Origin of the sequence: Lysinibacillus sp. NPDC097231 (assembly GCF_044761885.1) — a bacterium.
In the GTDB taxonomy this organism is placed as follows: Bacteria; Bacillota; Bacilli; order Bacillales_A; family Planococcaceae; genus Lysinibacillus.
The window spans coordinates 255,216-268,597 of sequence record NZ_JBIWDH010000002.1; the positions used below are offsets into that span (position 1 = coordinate 255,216).

Consider the following 13,382-nt stretch of genomic DNA (forward strand, 5'->3'; position numbering starts at 1 on the left):
GGTTCGCTTTAACGGTAAAGATGATTTAGGTTTTCCAACAATAGCTACTACTATCATAGAATAAGTTACTAAAAATGAAATACTCCTTATTAGATAGACAGAGTAAAAATAAAATCTTTTTATCTAAGGGAGTATTTTTAAGGTTCGAAATAAACATCCAGTTGAAATCAATTACGCCAAGGCGAAATTGATTAATCTTCATGTTTTTCATACATCTCTATTTTTTTATTTAGCAAATCTTTACTCCAAACTTGCATGGCTTCTAATACAGGTATAAATTTTTGCCCCTGCTTTGTTAATGAATATTCTACTTTTGGTGGAACAACTTTAAAAACTTCTCTGTGTACTAGCCCATCCTCTTTAAGCTCTCTTAATTGTCTAGTTAAGATTCCTTTTGAGATTCCAGGTAACATCCTCAATAGTTCATTAAACCTAATAATTTCATTTCTGCTTAAATGCCACAAAATCACGATTTTCCATCTGCCTGCAATTGCATTTTGGGTAACTGCTAATGGACAAATTTCTTGCTGTATTTCTTCTGGGATCGGTTCATCTTGATAACTAACACGTGCCATCATAAAACCTCCTTTATCTCTAGGTACTATTTTTATGACTATAAATTTGCCTACTTACATAAATCCTTCTTAAGAAAGAATATATATATTATGAACAAAAATCAAAAATAACACCAAATAGAGGAATGTACGTGATGACAAGTCTGAAAAAGCACTTAGCTATAAGGAGCAAGACTTAGAAGTACGTGTGACAGATTTTGAAAATCAAGAAACCTTTCTTTCAGCATTCAAAGATGTTGATCGTTTATTCATATCTTACAAAGTGCCAGTCCATATTAGGATTGGCACTTCTTTATTACTGCATTTTATGATAAAACAAACATCGTATTAAACTAACCGACCGTTCGTTAAAGAAGGATTTTAAAACAATTTAGACTAGGCCTCATATAACACGTGAGCAATACTGTCATATCTCACCTTTTCCTTGCAAACCATATTAGACACTTCATATGTGTAGAATACCTTTGGAGTAAAGAGGTTAAAATTTTTCAATTGAAATATCTGAATTAATAGTCATGGCTACTTGTATTCCCGTTGCTTCCGAAAGAACGATTTCCATAGGTGCAGGCTGGGCAGTATCACCGGCTGCATACACATTTTCTTCCGATGTTCTACCGAAATGATCAACAACAGTTAACCCATGCTCATCAAGATCACAAGAAAATCCTTGAGCAATACTATTTGTTGTATAAGTAGATGGGGTAATAAAGCCTGCTTCTCGCTTAATTTCTAACCCATTTTGAAAGACAACACTACTCATTACCCCTTGATGTCCTTTCACTTCTTTTATCTTATCGGTAATCACATTAATCCCTTTGTTTTCTAATTCTCTCTTTTCATTTTCCTTTATGTCACGACCATTTGTTGCCACGATTAAATCATTTGATAAGTTATAAATTATTTTTGCTGTTCGTAGAATGTCATCAGTTTCATTAATATAAATCAACTTTTTACCCTTTAACTCCCAGCCATAGCCATATGGAGAAGTAAAAATACTTTTATTATAGTATTGCTCAAAATTTGGAATATCCGTCTGGATTTTAGCACCATCTGTCAGAAGGATTTTTTCAGCAAGAAAATTCTCGCCATCTCCAGCATAAATTTTAAAAAGCTTATTGTCTGATTGTTTAATCACCCTAACATTTTGATTATTAATGATGGAATGAATATTAGGATATTGATTTAATTTATCTTTTGCTGCTTGCATGAATTCAATAGCGGCATTCCCATTTCTTGAAATACTTTCTTGAAGCTCGAACGCTAGGTGGTCATTACTTGTCTCAAATAATGCTACCAGGCGATTCGCTCTACCTAACAATAGTGCTGCATTTAATCCTGCCGGTCCTCCACCAATAATGGCACAATCATAAACTTTCATCTTATATCCTCCTGTTATTATGACGAATCAAATACCGATTATTTGCTTTAAGTTTTCAAAAGGAACATATCCAACAATTGGTTCACGTGATTTATTATGAATAATCAGACGCGAATGAGGGATTCCAAGTACCTGATATTCCGCTGCAATCTCTGGGCTTTTATCAACATTCACTCTTAAAATTTTCACCTTGTCACTGTATTCATCATTGAGTTGATTAAGTACCATTGCGAACATTTTACAAGGGTTACACCATTCAGCCCAAAAATTTATTAACACAATCTTTTTAGTTTCTAAGTGTTCTTCTAATTCTTTCTTTGTTGTTACATGAACAATCGACATAATGTTCCTCCTTAGTGGAAATAGAAATTTTAAAGATATACTTTTAGTTTTACTTGAACCACTATCCCCCTTTCGATGAATATTAAAGATCTTTAATATCTTCAATGGGGTAAAATTTTTTACATTGTACTATCAAAAACAACTGCCATCGCCGCTTTATATCCTTCAGCAGCAGCAACTATTAACGAAGACTGACCTAATTTAGCTGTCTCCCCCGCAGTATAAACATTTTCCTGTGACGTACGACCTGCCTCATCCATTATAATGCTACCATTTTCATTCAATTGACAGCCAAGCTGCTCTGCAAATTGATTTGGACGCATAAAATTAGGTACGATAAATCCTCCAGCTCTTTCGATTTCAAGGCCTGAACTAAACACTACTTTGTTTAAATAACCATCCTTACCATGTAAATTTTGAATAGGTTCAGTAATTACAGTTATATTTTTTCTTTGTAATTCATTCAATGTTGGAGAAGAAAGTTCATGACCATTTGTGGCTATTACTAAATCTTTTGACCAGTTATATACAAGTTTTCCTTTAAAAAGGGTTTGTTCTTCATCTTCTGAAATGATAATGAGAGGCTTATCTCTTAATTCCCACCCATCACAGGTTGGGCAGCTGAATAAACTTTTACCATAATATTCCCTAACATCTGGAATCGCTGTGAATTCCTCTTGAACACCTGTTGCCAATATAATTCTCTCAGCAACATATGCTACATCCTCCAACGTCTCAATCTTAAACAAACCGTTTGATTGTTTTGTGATGTTCGTAACCGAGTTTTGATAAAAATGTACTGATGGGTATTTTTTCACATCATTCAAAGCTATTTCTTTAAACTCTGCTGGTTTAATTCCATCACGTGTTAGAAATCCATGTGATTCCTGCGTCACACGATTGCGATTTGTTCCATTATCAAATAACGCTATTTTTTTTTGAGACCTTCCTAAAATCAAGCTTGCATTTAGACCAGCTCCACCTGCACCTATAACTGCACAATCAAATATTTCCATAATGTATCTCTCCTCGATAAATTGTTTAGAGTACATGTTGTTTCGTTAAAAAAGACCATTTCTATAATACAACATGCATTCTAGCTTACATTAAAGTTTAAAACAGAATGATTCTAAGCTATAACCACTTGAAAATAGAAGAAAGAAACGAGTATAAATCTCTAGATTTTATTTACGGATTTAAAAGACTCCTTATATCTCTAATTGTTCAAAAAATAATGGTGGACTAAATCCACTACTATTTTTTCAAAATATCTGATATTTTTCTGCTTCTTAACTCATTTTCCAGTTTTTCTTCTGCAGATAGCATTACTTCTTTTATTGCACAGTTGGGATCGTTGTATAAACAACATTCAAACAAAGACGACTTGCCTTCAATTGCATGGATAATATCTAAAAATGAAATATCATGCCAATTATGACTAAGCGTATATCCACCATTGGCACCCGATACAGAGTTAATCATTCCCTCTTTTACTAACTTAGTGAGGATTTTAGACAAATACGTAGGAGAAACATTTTGCATTTCAGCTAATTGTTGGACACCTACTGGTTTATCTGGAGTTTCCTTTGCAAGAAAAAGCATTGTGTGTAGGGCATAATTTGTTGCTTTAGAATATTTCATTACTGTTACTCACTCCAATAAAAGACTTTACATGTCCATAATAGCATTGAATTAAAGTTATTTCAATATTTGTGTCTTCGTATTTATTTTGAATGAAAATTTAGCCATCATCTAAAGCCGAAAAATCTGTCCCTTATGATGTGACTCTTGTTCAAGTAGAAGGTCAATAACCCACTCGGATATGACATCATAATGAGTGAGTTTTCTGGATGTACTCCAATGTACCTAGCCTATTTTCCTAACATAGAGTGCACTATTTCTTGCTTGATTTACCTTACTATCCATATCATCTTGTATTAATTAATATTTAATCTATTTTAAAGTGCCTAATATTCACTAAGATTTCCTTAACTATTTTGTTTTTCAACACTATGAAAACCCTCACTATAGGGTTTTTGTAAGTTACTTTTGATTAGGTTCTATATAGTAAGGATTTACATGAATAAGGACTTCCCCTACATCTGGGTATTTATTTAATATTTCATTTTTTATCTCGCGAGCTATATCATGGCCTTGTTTAATTGTTAAATCATGATTAAGTGAAATACGAATGTCTAGCAACTTATAGTGACCGTGTTCTCTTCCACGGATTTTGTCTATTCGTTTTACTTGATAAAATTCATGAATAGTGGCTTCATAGCCGTCTAAAAGTTCCTGATCTACACTTTTTTCCATTAAAACATCAACAGAAGGTTTAACTAAGTACATTGCGATTCTAAAAATAAGATAAGCTACTATAGCACTCGCAATAGCGTCAGCGTATAACAAAAATGTCCATCCAATTGCATTTCCTATAATCGCTAAGAGGACGCCAATAAATGCTGCAAGGGAAGCAAAGATATCACCTTTATGATCATAAGCAATCGCTATAATTGCCTTACTATTCCACTTTCTCCCCTGCTTTATGGAATATCTATATAATATTTCTTTCGCTAAATAAGAAAATATGGCAGCAATCAAGGCACTGTACTGAGGTACACTTGGTTTTTCAAAAAATGCTAAAATTGCTTCACCAAAGATATAGAGTGAAACTAAGATTAAAATAATTCCAACGATCGCTTCACTAATAACCTCTGCCTTACCATGCCCAAAGGGATGATCCTTATCAGGTGGTTTATTAGAGATACCTACTACTGCTAGCACAGCAATCGAAGCTACTACATCTGCTCCAGAGTGAATACCATCAGCAAAAACAGCCTCACTACCCCCAAAAAGACCAAAGAAGATTTTACCTATCATTAGAATTAGGTTGGATACAAGTGCAATCCAAGCAACTTTTTTACTTATTTGTTCTCTCTCACTGACCATTTCTAACTCCTCCGATTAAGAGTTTTATAACTATAATTGAGGGAGAATTCTCCTCCAATACCCTTAATCTTCTTTCTTCAATAAATACTCAACTATGATATCAGACGAATATCGAGTGGGTCTACAGCAACCTTTTTTACCATTACTAAATAATTTGAGAGAATAAAATTAAGTTGCTTTAGACCAAATTAATCTAAAACAGACGTTTTACCCTAACTAGAGGAATTTCTAATAAAAAAAGTAACCCATTTATTCATAGGATGAATACATAGTAGAGATTGAAGAAAGGAGGGATATTTTATGGGATGCTACGGTAAGTAGGAGGCATAAATAACAATTGCTATTACGGCGGCGGAAGCTATGACGGCTCAACATTCGTTCTAATTGTTGTTCTATTTATTCTTCTGATTATTGTTGGCGCAACTTTTATGTACTAACCTAAAAAGCCTCAGCTGCTGCCTATCACAAAATAGAAATAAATAATGTGTAAAGTTTATCTAGCTTTACATCACTTCTTACTGCTCCACTTTTACAAAAGCATTAAGTCTCTTGATATATAACTAGGATATTTTTTAAAAATAAAATTTATTAAATAGATAATTATCGCAGTTCATTTTAACAACTATTCATATTATAGATTAAAGAAAGGAGGGGGATTTAAATGTCTGAATATTGCGGTAATGGCGGCGGCTATGGTTCAGGTTCAGCATTTGCGCTAATCGTTGTTCTATTCATTCTTCTAATTATTGTCGGCGCTAGCTTCATGAGATATTAATATCTAATACCGAATCCAATGCTCATAATTTTTTAGGATAATACTATCCTTTTCCTTCTAAATTTTACTAAGGGTCACAAACCTCCGAGTGACCCTTTTAATAATGTAAAAATTACAATAAAACTTCCTCGTTATTGAATTCGTAACGTCAATATTTGACCATAGACATAATTCCGAAAATAGGCCCGATCGCTAATATAGTAAAGACCACTCCCAACCAATGATTCTCTAAATAATAGGGATGAGATTTATAGAAAATATATTGAAAAGTGAGGACTGTCCCTACATATTCAACCCCAGCTATTTCTGATTCTGCTACAGAAAATTGGGCGTAATCGGATATGACAGACATCCCCCAAATCATAGAAATTAGTAGCGTTAACCAAATAGATTGTCCAAATGTAAAACCTATTAATATAGAACAAACCGCACTGATAATCATTTAATAATCGTTAAATTGGCTCTTCCGATTTTATCTGAGATTAGTCCACCACCAATTCCCCCTACAATTCCTATTGAAATGAGGATAATGCAATGAACCATTAAGGAGTTTCTGATGAGTGGATTAAGAAACTAGCTGTCAAAAAAGCAGGAAACCATGTCCACATCGCGTACAATTCCCACATATGGCCAAAGTAACCGTAGTTCGCAAGCATTACAGGTTTATTCATAACTACTTTTTTTATTAATTTGAACGAGAAGAGTAAATTTTAATCCCTCGAAATAAAACAGAATAATATAATTATACAAAGTATTCTTTTTAATCAAAGCAAGATTTCCTATAATTTCAAAAATCATTTTTTATAAAAGAGGTCGATTTTTTTGATCCTTTATATTCCATTAAAGCCCCACGTCAGCTAAATTAGGTCGGAACTTACGAACTAGGCTTAATGCATTCACCTGTTTAAGACTATGAAATATGCTTTTGTTAACACACTTGAATGGGGCTGTCCTAAAAGTCCCTAAATAAAAAGTTCGATTTGGAGAACGAGTAGTTTTCTAAATCGAACTTTTTCCTTTTGACTTAAAGTAGCGAGGCGGATGCCTGCTACTTTAAGTAGGTTATGGGCGATTGCTACGAGTCCAAATTCTGTTCGGACCTTAGCTCGCCCACGCAATAAAAATCGCGTAAACGACCGATTGCCCTTGATGTCACCGAACACAGTTTCGACATCCACTTTGCGTTTTGCATAAAGGGCTGCTTTTTGTTCGTCATCAAGGGCTGCTCGTGCTTTTGCCTTCATTTCTTCATAGACTGGATTCAAGTGGACTTGACGATTGCCTTTTGCTTTTGTACAAAGCGCTCTCAACGGGCAATCTGTACAATCCTCACATTCATAAATTTTATAGTCCTGTTCGTATCCTCCGGTATTTTTTCGTCGACTATAACGTTTAAATAATACCTTCCGATTGTTCGGACAAATAAAGACATCTTCTTCCTCACGATAGGGCCAGTTTTGTACCTTCGAAATATCCTGTTTATATTTTTTTGTTTGTTCCTTTACATACGTGTTATAAGGAGCTAGTAATTCAAATAGTGGTTCCTTCTCTTCGCCAATCGCAAATAAGTAATTTTCTTCACTCGCATAACCTGCGTCTGCTATCACCTGTGTTGGCGCTTTGGGTAACGCTTCGAGTAGTTGTTTCATAAATGGTTGGAAACAACGTGTGTCTCCTGGTCGTTGAAATAACTCGTATCCGATAATGAACTGATATTGTGTGGCCACTTGTACATTGTACCCAGCTTTTAATTGACCATTTTTCATATGATCATCTTTCATTCGCATAAACGTGGCATCCGGGTCTGTTTTCGAATAACTACCACGTTCACCAAGAATTTCTCTTTGCGCTTCATAACGTGCTAGTCTTGGCAGATAGTCCGTTTCAATCGTTTGGATGTGTTTTTTGCGTTTAGATTTCTCCATTCGAAGTCGTTTTCTTTCCTCTTTGTCCGTTGTCTGTTTATATTGACCTTCTAACTCTTGCACTTCCTCCGTTAGTTGTTCGACTGTCTTTGCTAGTTGTTCTTCTAGTTTGTCCTCACGTAACTCTTGGGTTGTCACAGCACGCACATCTTTTATCAGCGATTGGATTTTATCACGTAGCTTTTGGTCGTGATTGGCAATCGCTTTGCCCCATACAAACGAATATTTATTGGCGTTCGCTTCAATTTTCGTACCATCCACAAACATGTGCTCAAGGTCAATGAATTCTTGCTCAACCAGTTGCAGGAGGAATTGTTCAAACACCTCCTCTATAATGGCTGGCATACGAACACCACGGAAATCATTGATGGTACGATGGTCAGGTTTTTGCATGCCTGCTAACCATATAGCGGGTAGACTTTCTTCAACCATTCGTTTCATACTTCGGCTAGAATACGTTTTTTGCGTGTAGGCATATAAAATGACTTTCAGTAACATTTTAGGATGATAAGGAGCACGACCACCACCTACGTAATGGGAAAATAACAGTTCATCAGGAATAGATTCCACCATTTCATCGACCAAACGAGCTACATGGTGCTCAGGAATATAGGATTCGATATCCATAATCATCATACTTTGACGATTCGTATAAGGTTGGAACACAAGATGTTTAGGATGTTTCTGAGAGATGTCCGCCTCTAAAATTCCTTCTAGAGTCATTTCCATTTGCATGTTATAATCTGCTTGAGTAATCAGTTGGTTATTCATTAAAAATCGTCCTTTCTTTTGAATGTTGTGTGGTAACTTCATTTTACAAAAGAGGGCGATTTTTTTGTATATAAAATGGAAAAAAGCTGTGCCGAAAAGTCAATCTACATCGACTTTTCGGACAGCCCCATTCTCCTATTTAACGGCTTGAATAATAGCTGAGACAATATAATTCTCTAAATCATAATTAGGTTCCCATTCACGGATAAATTCTTTTGACTCATCTTTTGATTCAATTGAGATATTTGTAAAGCCTGCATCTTTTAAAAGTGCTTCATATTCTGCAATTGAAATAGCCCCAGAAATACATCCAGAATATAAATTCATATCCGTCAAATAACTCTCTGGTAAGGTTGCTGTTAATACAACATCTGAAATCGCTAAACGACCACCTGTTTTTAAAATACGGTATGCTTCTTTAAATACTTGTTGTTTGTTTGGCGAAAGATTAATCACACAATTTGATATGATTATATCAGCAGTATGATCCGCAACAGGCATATGCTCGATTTCACCTAAACGAAACTCTACATTTTCAAAACCTGGCTTTTCTGTGTTACGACGTGCCTTAGAAATCATTTCAGGTGTCATATCAATGCCAATTACCTTACCTTTTCTCCCTACCTTTGGTGCAGCTAAGAAACAATCGAAGCCGCCACCAGAACCTAAATCGACAACAGTTTCTCCAGGCTTTAAATCTGCGATAGCTTGTGGATTGCCACAGCTAAGCCCCATATTAGCTCCGTCAGGAATAGAAGCTAGCTCTTCTTTTGTATAGCCCATTTTTTGCGAAATTTCCTCAATGGAAATATTTTGATTGTCATTCGGATTGCAGCAGCTAGATGCTGGTGTACAGCATCCCTGTGTGCCGTTTAATTTCAAGGCTACTTTCGCATAATTTTCACGTACATTTGCACGAATATCATCTTCTCTTTTCATTTAAAACCCCTCCTTAACATGATGTTGGTGAATATCCTAATAACTCTAAACCTAGTTCGCTATTCTCTTCTTCTGCATGAATTGTGACTTCGATACCAAGAAATAAAGTATATTTGTTTTATTAAGTACGCCCTATAATTTAATGGTTTTAAAATACTTTTTCTGCCAACGTAAAGCAACCCATACAAGCCCAATGAGTACAGGTACTTCGACAAGAGGACCAATAACAGCGGCAAACGCTACACCACTATGAAGTCCAAATACACCAACTGCAACGGCAATGGCTAACTCAAAATTGTTACTTGCAGCTGTAAAAGAAAGGACCGCTGTGACAGGATAGGATGCACCTACTTTACGTGATGAAAAGAATGAAACAGCAAACATTATCACAAAGTAAATAAATAAAGGAATTGCAATTCGTACAACATCGAGTGGTAATTCTACTAATTTCTCACCCTTTAAGGCAAACATCATGACAATTGTGAACAGTAGTGCAATTAAAGTAATTGGTGAAATCTTCGGTAAAAACCTTTCCTCATACCACTGTTTCCCTTTTATTTTGATACCTAATAGTCGAGTTAGGAATCCAGCAGCAAATGGTACCCCTAAGTAGATAAGAACGCTTTTAGTAATCTCCCACATGGAAATGGAGACATTAAAATTCTCTAAGCCAAACCAACCAGGTAATACATTTAAGAATAAGTAAGCAAATATCGAATATGTAACGATTTGAAAGATGGAGTTAAAGGCTACTAGACCAGCTACATATTCACGATCTCCACGAGCTAAATCATTCCATACAATCACCATAGCAATACAGCGAGCTAAGCCAATCATAATAAGCCCAGCCATGTACTCTGGATAATCACGTAAGAAGATAATCGCTAAAAAGAACATTAAGAATGGACCAAGTAACCAGTTTTGAAAAAGTGATAGTAAAAGTACCTTCCAATCCTTAAATACCCGCCACATTTCTTCATATTTAACTTTCGCTAATGGTGGATACATCATGACAATTAACCCTATGGCAATCGGTATGGATATTGTCCCAATAGACATGGTTTCTAATGCTTCTCCAATGTTTGGTACAAGGATACTTAATAAGACACCTATTCCCATAGCTACAAAAATCCAGAGAGTTAGGTAGCGATCTAGAAAAGAAAGCTGTTTTGTTAAAGATTCATTACTCATTAACGTTTCACCCCTACATCGCAACAATCGGTGCTACAATCGCATCCAGTTGCAGGTTGAATTTGTTCCAAAATTCCCTTCATCAAGGGCGTTTGATCCTCCACTAAACGATAATGTTTCCAAGTCCCTACTTTTCGTTCAGTTATAATGCCTGCCTCCTTTAATTTTCGAAGATGTTGACTAACTGCTGGTTGTGAAATGCCTAGAACATCTACAAAATCACATACACACACCTCCCGATTTTTCATACATGCAAGTAATTTAATGCGATTCAAGTCAGCTGCTGCTTTTAATTGTTTTTCAATTAGTGTATTTTCCATCATATCTGTGCTCCTTACATAACCATTTACTTATATTTTTTTAAAATAAAGTCACCTAAACAATTAAAGGTAATTACATTAATATATAACTATACACTTATATTATGCTTACCTAAATAATAATTGCAATAAATTTTTTCATCATTCAAAAATTTTACTGCAAATTCTATTTTCTTTTTGTGTTGGTTTCGGAAAGCATTAATTCATTAAAGCTCTTTATTATAGGAAGAACCTGAATAACAATAGGCAATCACATTTTCATCCGATTAGAATGGTTATGTGCACCTTGCAGAGTTTAACAACAACAGCTCATGGTAGGGTTTACCCCTTAACTAATATTATTATATATAATGTTACAACACTCGCTGAATCATTGTGGTGTTCTTTTGTTCATATATAAGGCTAGGAGTTTGAGGAAATAGAAACGGCTGAAGTTCTTGTATAACAAGAGTCTCAGCCGTTTGTTTTTCCTCGATTGGAGTTATATCCTTATCATGAAATACTTAATTTCTTTGCCATCTAATAGCCTTTGAAATAGTACCTCTCATGATTAATAGCTAATTAATATTACCTGTTGGGTATAATGTAGTTCCTCCAATTGAAACTTTTATTTCATTAGATAGCGGAACGTTGTATTCATCAATAACTGTTCTCCACCAATCCCACGCAAGACCTGTACATTCTCTTGCATAAATTCTTATATTTTTTGAATTAGGTGGAAGTGGTATTACTGTAGAGAAATGAGCTGTTTTGTCTTTCCAGTTTCCATCCCAAGTTTTATGGGATAGTACTTCTTTTCCATTTTCATCATATGAAAATTCATCCCAAGCTACTTCAAATTGAGCAACATATGCACCATAATGATCAAGGATGATGCTGCCTTTAGAATATTCTGTAGATGTTGTCTCGATATAATCAGTATTGTTATGAACAGCAGCAATTGAATTATCCTTTAAGAAAACACTTGTATATGATATTGGGTATGCTGGATTTTTAAGACTAAATTCTGCATTATCTTTAATGATTGTTCTAATATCATTAAAGTCTTTTGAGACAACCTGGTTATGCGCTTGTGAATCTCCGCCTAATACTACAGCAGTAAAGGAACTTTCCTCAAAAATATCTTTGTACTGTCCACTAGTTTCTACATTGGTATTGAAATCCTTCAGTAAGGCTTTAAAAGCAGCCTGTACATCCTTGCTCTTAGAGCTTGTTTCTAATTTCACATAAATTGTTCTGCCATAAGCTACATTTGACACCATAACGGGAGGGGCATCATTACTTACCCCTTTACGAGTTAATTCTTCGAAAGAAACACTATCATCAAAAAGATCTGATGGATTGTTAGGTAGTTCTGCACTTACGGTATAAAATATTTGTTTATAAGCCGCAACCATTACTTTTTTCTCTCCACTTGCAATTGCATTAAAATCAATACCCAGTGAATTATCAAGAACCTTAGCGTTAACATTTAGAGTGCTTGCTATTTGAGATTTGCTATACACCATAGATTCTGAATATTGTAGTCTTGCAGGTAAAGTATGGGTTGTTGAATATTTTTCACTCCAAGTAGATATTAGCTCATCTACTGCTCCAGATATATTACCATATGTAGGATTATCCACGGTCATAGTGTTTTCTCTTTTCATGCCAGGTAAATCTATGCTTATATTTAGCGGTTTTCTTTTGGCCACCAATACACTAGGTTGATTGTCAACAAAAGCTTGATTTGCAAGTTGTAATGCTCCTGGATAGGTACGATTCGCCATAGAATCGATAATTGAAATATCCACTGGTGAAGTTGTCAGTGATTTTTTGTTACGTTCAACCACTATAAATTTATTATTTGAGTTTATACCTTCTTTTGGAATAAAACTATCAATCCTATCACCTTTCACTGCTAAAACTTCGTTATTATTGTAGTTCAAGTTTGCTATACCAGTATCAATGTCATTAGATCTGCTTCTTTCACTAGCTAAATTATTATCAAGTGTTTCAGCAAAGGAAATAATCGGATTATTTATGATGCATAAACTAACAGATAAACATACTAGAAATTTTATTACTTTAAAATATTTTTGAATTCCCAAAAAACCACTCCTTTATTAGGAAATTATACCATAGAAATATTTTGGTCAAATACAGTAGTTTAGCATTGTGTTTGACTTACTTAATAGCAACCTAATAGTTAATTTGACATATTCGAAGTCCGGTTTT

General features: G+C 34.8%; 13 protein-coding genes and 1 pseudogene. 3 read left to right on the forward strand and 11 right to left on the reverse strand.

What is annotated here, in order from left to right; translation table 11 throughout:
• Positions 1 to 191: 191 nt before the first annotated feature.
• Positions 192 to 575 carry a winged helix-turn-helix transcriptional regulator gene (locus tag ACIQXF_RS03090; RefSeq protein ID WP_402779096.1) on the reverse strand — a complete coding sequence of 128 codons (384 nt, stop codon included), beginning with the start codon at positions 573 to 575 and terminating at the stop codon, positions 192 to 194.
• A 127-nt stretch (positions 576 to 702) separates the two neighbouring features.
• On the opposite strand from ACIQXF_RS03090, the pseudogene ACIQXF_RS03095 reads away from it, so the two are divergent.
• Positions 703 to 828: pseudogene (locus tag ACIQXF_RS03095) on the forward strand (SDR family NAD(P)-dependent oxidoreductase); the annotation flags it as partial.
• A 225-nt stretch (positions 829 to 1,053) separates the two neighbouring features.
• Here ACIQXF_RS03095 and ACIQXF_RS03100 read toward each other — a convergent pair.
• The 5 genes from ACIQXF_RS03100 to ACIQXF_RS03120 all read right to left on the reverse strand — a co-directional run bounded on the left by ACIQXF_RS03100 (position 1,054) and on the right by ACIQXF_RS03120 (position 5,244).
• Positions 1,054 to 1,953: an NAD(P)/FAD-dependent oxidoreductase gene (locus ACIQXF_RS03100; protein WP_402778942.1), complete on the reverse strand. Its 900-nt coding sequence runs from the start codon at positions 1,951 to 1,953 to the stop codon at positions 1,054 to 1,056.
• Positions 1,954 to 1,980: 27 nt separating this feature from the next.
• Entirely contained in the window at positions 1,981 to 2,295 is a 315-nt protein-coding gene (locus tag ACIQXF_RS03105; protein WP_402778945.1) for a thioredoxin family protein, read from the reverse strand.
• 119 nt (positions 2,296 to 2,414) lie between these two features.
• A complete protein-coding gene (locus tag ACIQXF_RS03110) occupies positions 2,415 to 3,311 on the reverse strand; it encodes an NAD(P)/FAD-dependent oxidoreductase (RefSeq protein ID WP_402778947.1) in 897 nt (298 codons plus the stop codon).
• A gap of 238 nt (positions 3,312 to 3,549) precedes the next feature.
• Positions 3,550 to 3,936 carry an Rrf2 family transcriptional regulator gene (locus ACIQXF_RS03115; RefSeq protein ID WP_402778950.1) on the reverse strand — a complete coding sequence of 129 codons (387 nt, stop codon included), beginning with the start codon at positions 3,934 to 3,936 and terminating at the stop codon, positions 3,550 to 3,552.
• Between the two features lie 402 nt (positions 3,937 to 4,338).
• Entirely contained in the window at positions 4,339 to 5,244 is a 906-nt protein-coding gene (locus tag ACIQXF_RS03120) for a cation diffusion facilitator family transporter (protein WP_402778953.1), read from the reverse strand.
• 326 nt (positions 5,245 to 5,570) lie between these two features.
• Between ACIQXF_RS03120 and ACIQXF_RS03125 the strand changes: the two genes are divergently transcribed.
• Positions 5,571 to 5,681: a YjcZ family sporulation protein gene (locus tag ACIQXF_RS03125; protein WP_402779099.1), complete on the forward strand. Its 111-nt coding sequence runs from the start codon at positions 5,571 to 5,573 to the stop codon at positions 5,679 to 5,681.
• Between the two features lie 224 nt (positions 5,682 to 5,905).
• The gene (locus ACIQXF_RS03130; RefSeq protein WP_402778956.1) at positions 5,906 to 6,019 is read left to right on the forward strand and encodes a YjcZ family sporulation protein; all 114 of its coding nucleotides are present in this window, start codon (positions 5,906 to 5,908) and stop codon (positions 6,017 to 6,019) included.
• 962 nt (positions 6,020 to 6,981) lie between these two features.
• On the opposite strand, the gene ACIQXF_RS03135 is transcribed toward ACIQXF_RS03130, so the two are convergent.
• The 5 genes from ACIQXF_RS03135 to ACIQXF_RS03155 form a co-directional block, all read right to left on the reverse strand.
• Positions 6,982 to 8,715: an IS1182 family transposase gene (locus ACIQXF_RS03135; RefSeq protein ID WP_402778959.1), complete on the reverse strand. Its 1,734-nt coding sequence runs from the start codon at positions 8,713 to 8,715 to the stop codon at positions 6,982 to 6,984.
• A gap of 135 nt (positions 8,716 to 8,850) precedes the next feature.
• Positions 8,851 to 9,654, reverse strand: coding sequence for an arsenite methyltransferase (locus ACIQXF_RS03140; protein ID WP_402778962.1), 804 nt, complete (start codon positions 9,652 to 9,654; stop codon positions 8,851 to 8,853).
• A 132-nt stretch (positions 9,655 to 9,786) separates the two neighbouring features.
• Positions 9,787 to 10,845, reverse strand: a complete 1,059-nt coding sequence (gene arsB / locus ACIQXF_RS03145; RefSeq protein ID WP_402778965.1) for an ACR3 family arsenite efflux transporter — start codon at positions 10,843 to 10,845, stop codon at positions 9,787 to 9,789.
• On the reverse strand, positions 10,845 to 11,165 hold the full coding sequence (locus ACIQXF_RS03150; RefSeq protein WP_402779101.1) for an ArsR/SmtB family transcription factor: 321 nt from the start codon (positions 11,163 to 11,165) through the stop codon (positions 10,845 to 10,847). Before ACIQXF_RS03150 ends, arsB begins: the two co-directional genes overlap by 1 nt.
• Positions 11,166 to 11,722: 557 nt before the next feature.
• Positions 11,723 to 13,255: a thiol-activated cytolysin family protein gene (locus tag ACIQXF_RS03155; protein ID WP_402778968.1), complete on the reverse strand. Its 1,533-nt coding sequence runs from the start codon at positions 13,253 to 13,255 to the stop codon at positions 11,723 to 11,725.
• Between the last annotated feature and the right edge of the window lie 127 nt (positions 13,256 to 13,382).

Excerpts from the sequence above, each read along its gene's own strand:
- arsB (WP_402778965.1), bottom strand. The coding sequence starts at position 10,845 with ATGAGTAATGAATCTTTAACAAAACAGCTTTCTTTTCTAGATCGCTAC.
- ACIQXF_RS03120 (WP_402778953.1), bottom strand. The coding sequence starts at position 5,244 with ATGGTCAGTGAGAGAGAACAAATAAGTAAAAAAGTTGCTTGGATTGCA.
- ACIQXF_RS03135 (WP_402778959.1), bottom strand. The coding sequence starts at position 8,715 with ATGAATAACCAACTGATTACTCAAGCAGATTATAACATGCAAATGGAA.
- ACIQXF_RS03105 (WP_402778945.1), bottom strand. The coding sequence starts at position 2,295 with ATGTCGATTGTTCATGTAACAACAAAGAAAGAATTAGAAGAACACTTA.
- ACIQXF_RS03130 (WP_402778956.1), top strand. The coding sequence starts at position 5,906 with ATGTCTGAATATTGCGGTAATGGCGGCGGCTATGGTTCAGGTTCAGCA.
- ACIQXF_RS03115 (WP_402778950.1), bottom strand. The coding sequence starts at position 3,936 with ATGAAATATTCTAAAGCAACAAATTATGCCCTACACACAATGCTTTTT.
- ACIQXF_RS03150 (WP_402779101.1), bottom strand. The coding sequence starts at position 11,165 with ATGGAAAATACACTAATTGAAAAACAATTAAAAGCAGCAGCTGACTTG.
- ACIQXF_RS03100 (WP_402778942.1), bottom strand. The coding sequence starts at position 1,953 with ATGAAAGTTTATGATTGTGCCATTATTGGTGGAGGACCGGCAGGATTA.
- ACIQXF_RS03140 (WP_402778962.1), bottom strand. The coding sequence starts at position 9,654 with ATGAAAAGAGAAGATGATATTCGTGCAAATGTACGTGAAAATTATGCG.
- ACIQXF_RS03110 (WP_402778947.1), bottom strand. The coding sequence starts at position 3,311 with ATGGAAATATTTGATTGTGCAGTTATAGGTGCAGGTGGAGCTGGTCTA.
- ACIQXF_RS03090 (WP_402779096.1), bottom strand. The coding sequence starts at position 575 with ATGGCACGTGTTAGTTATCAAGATGAACCGATCCCAGAAGAAATACAG.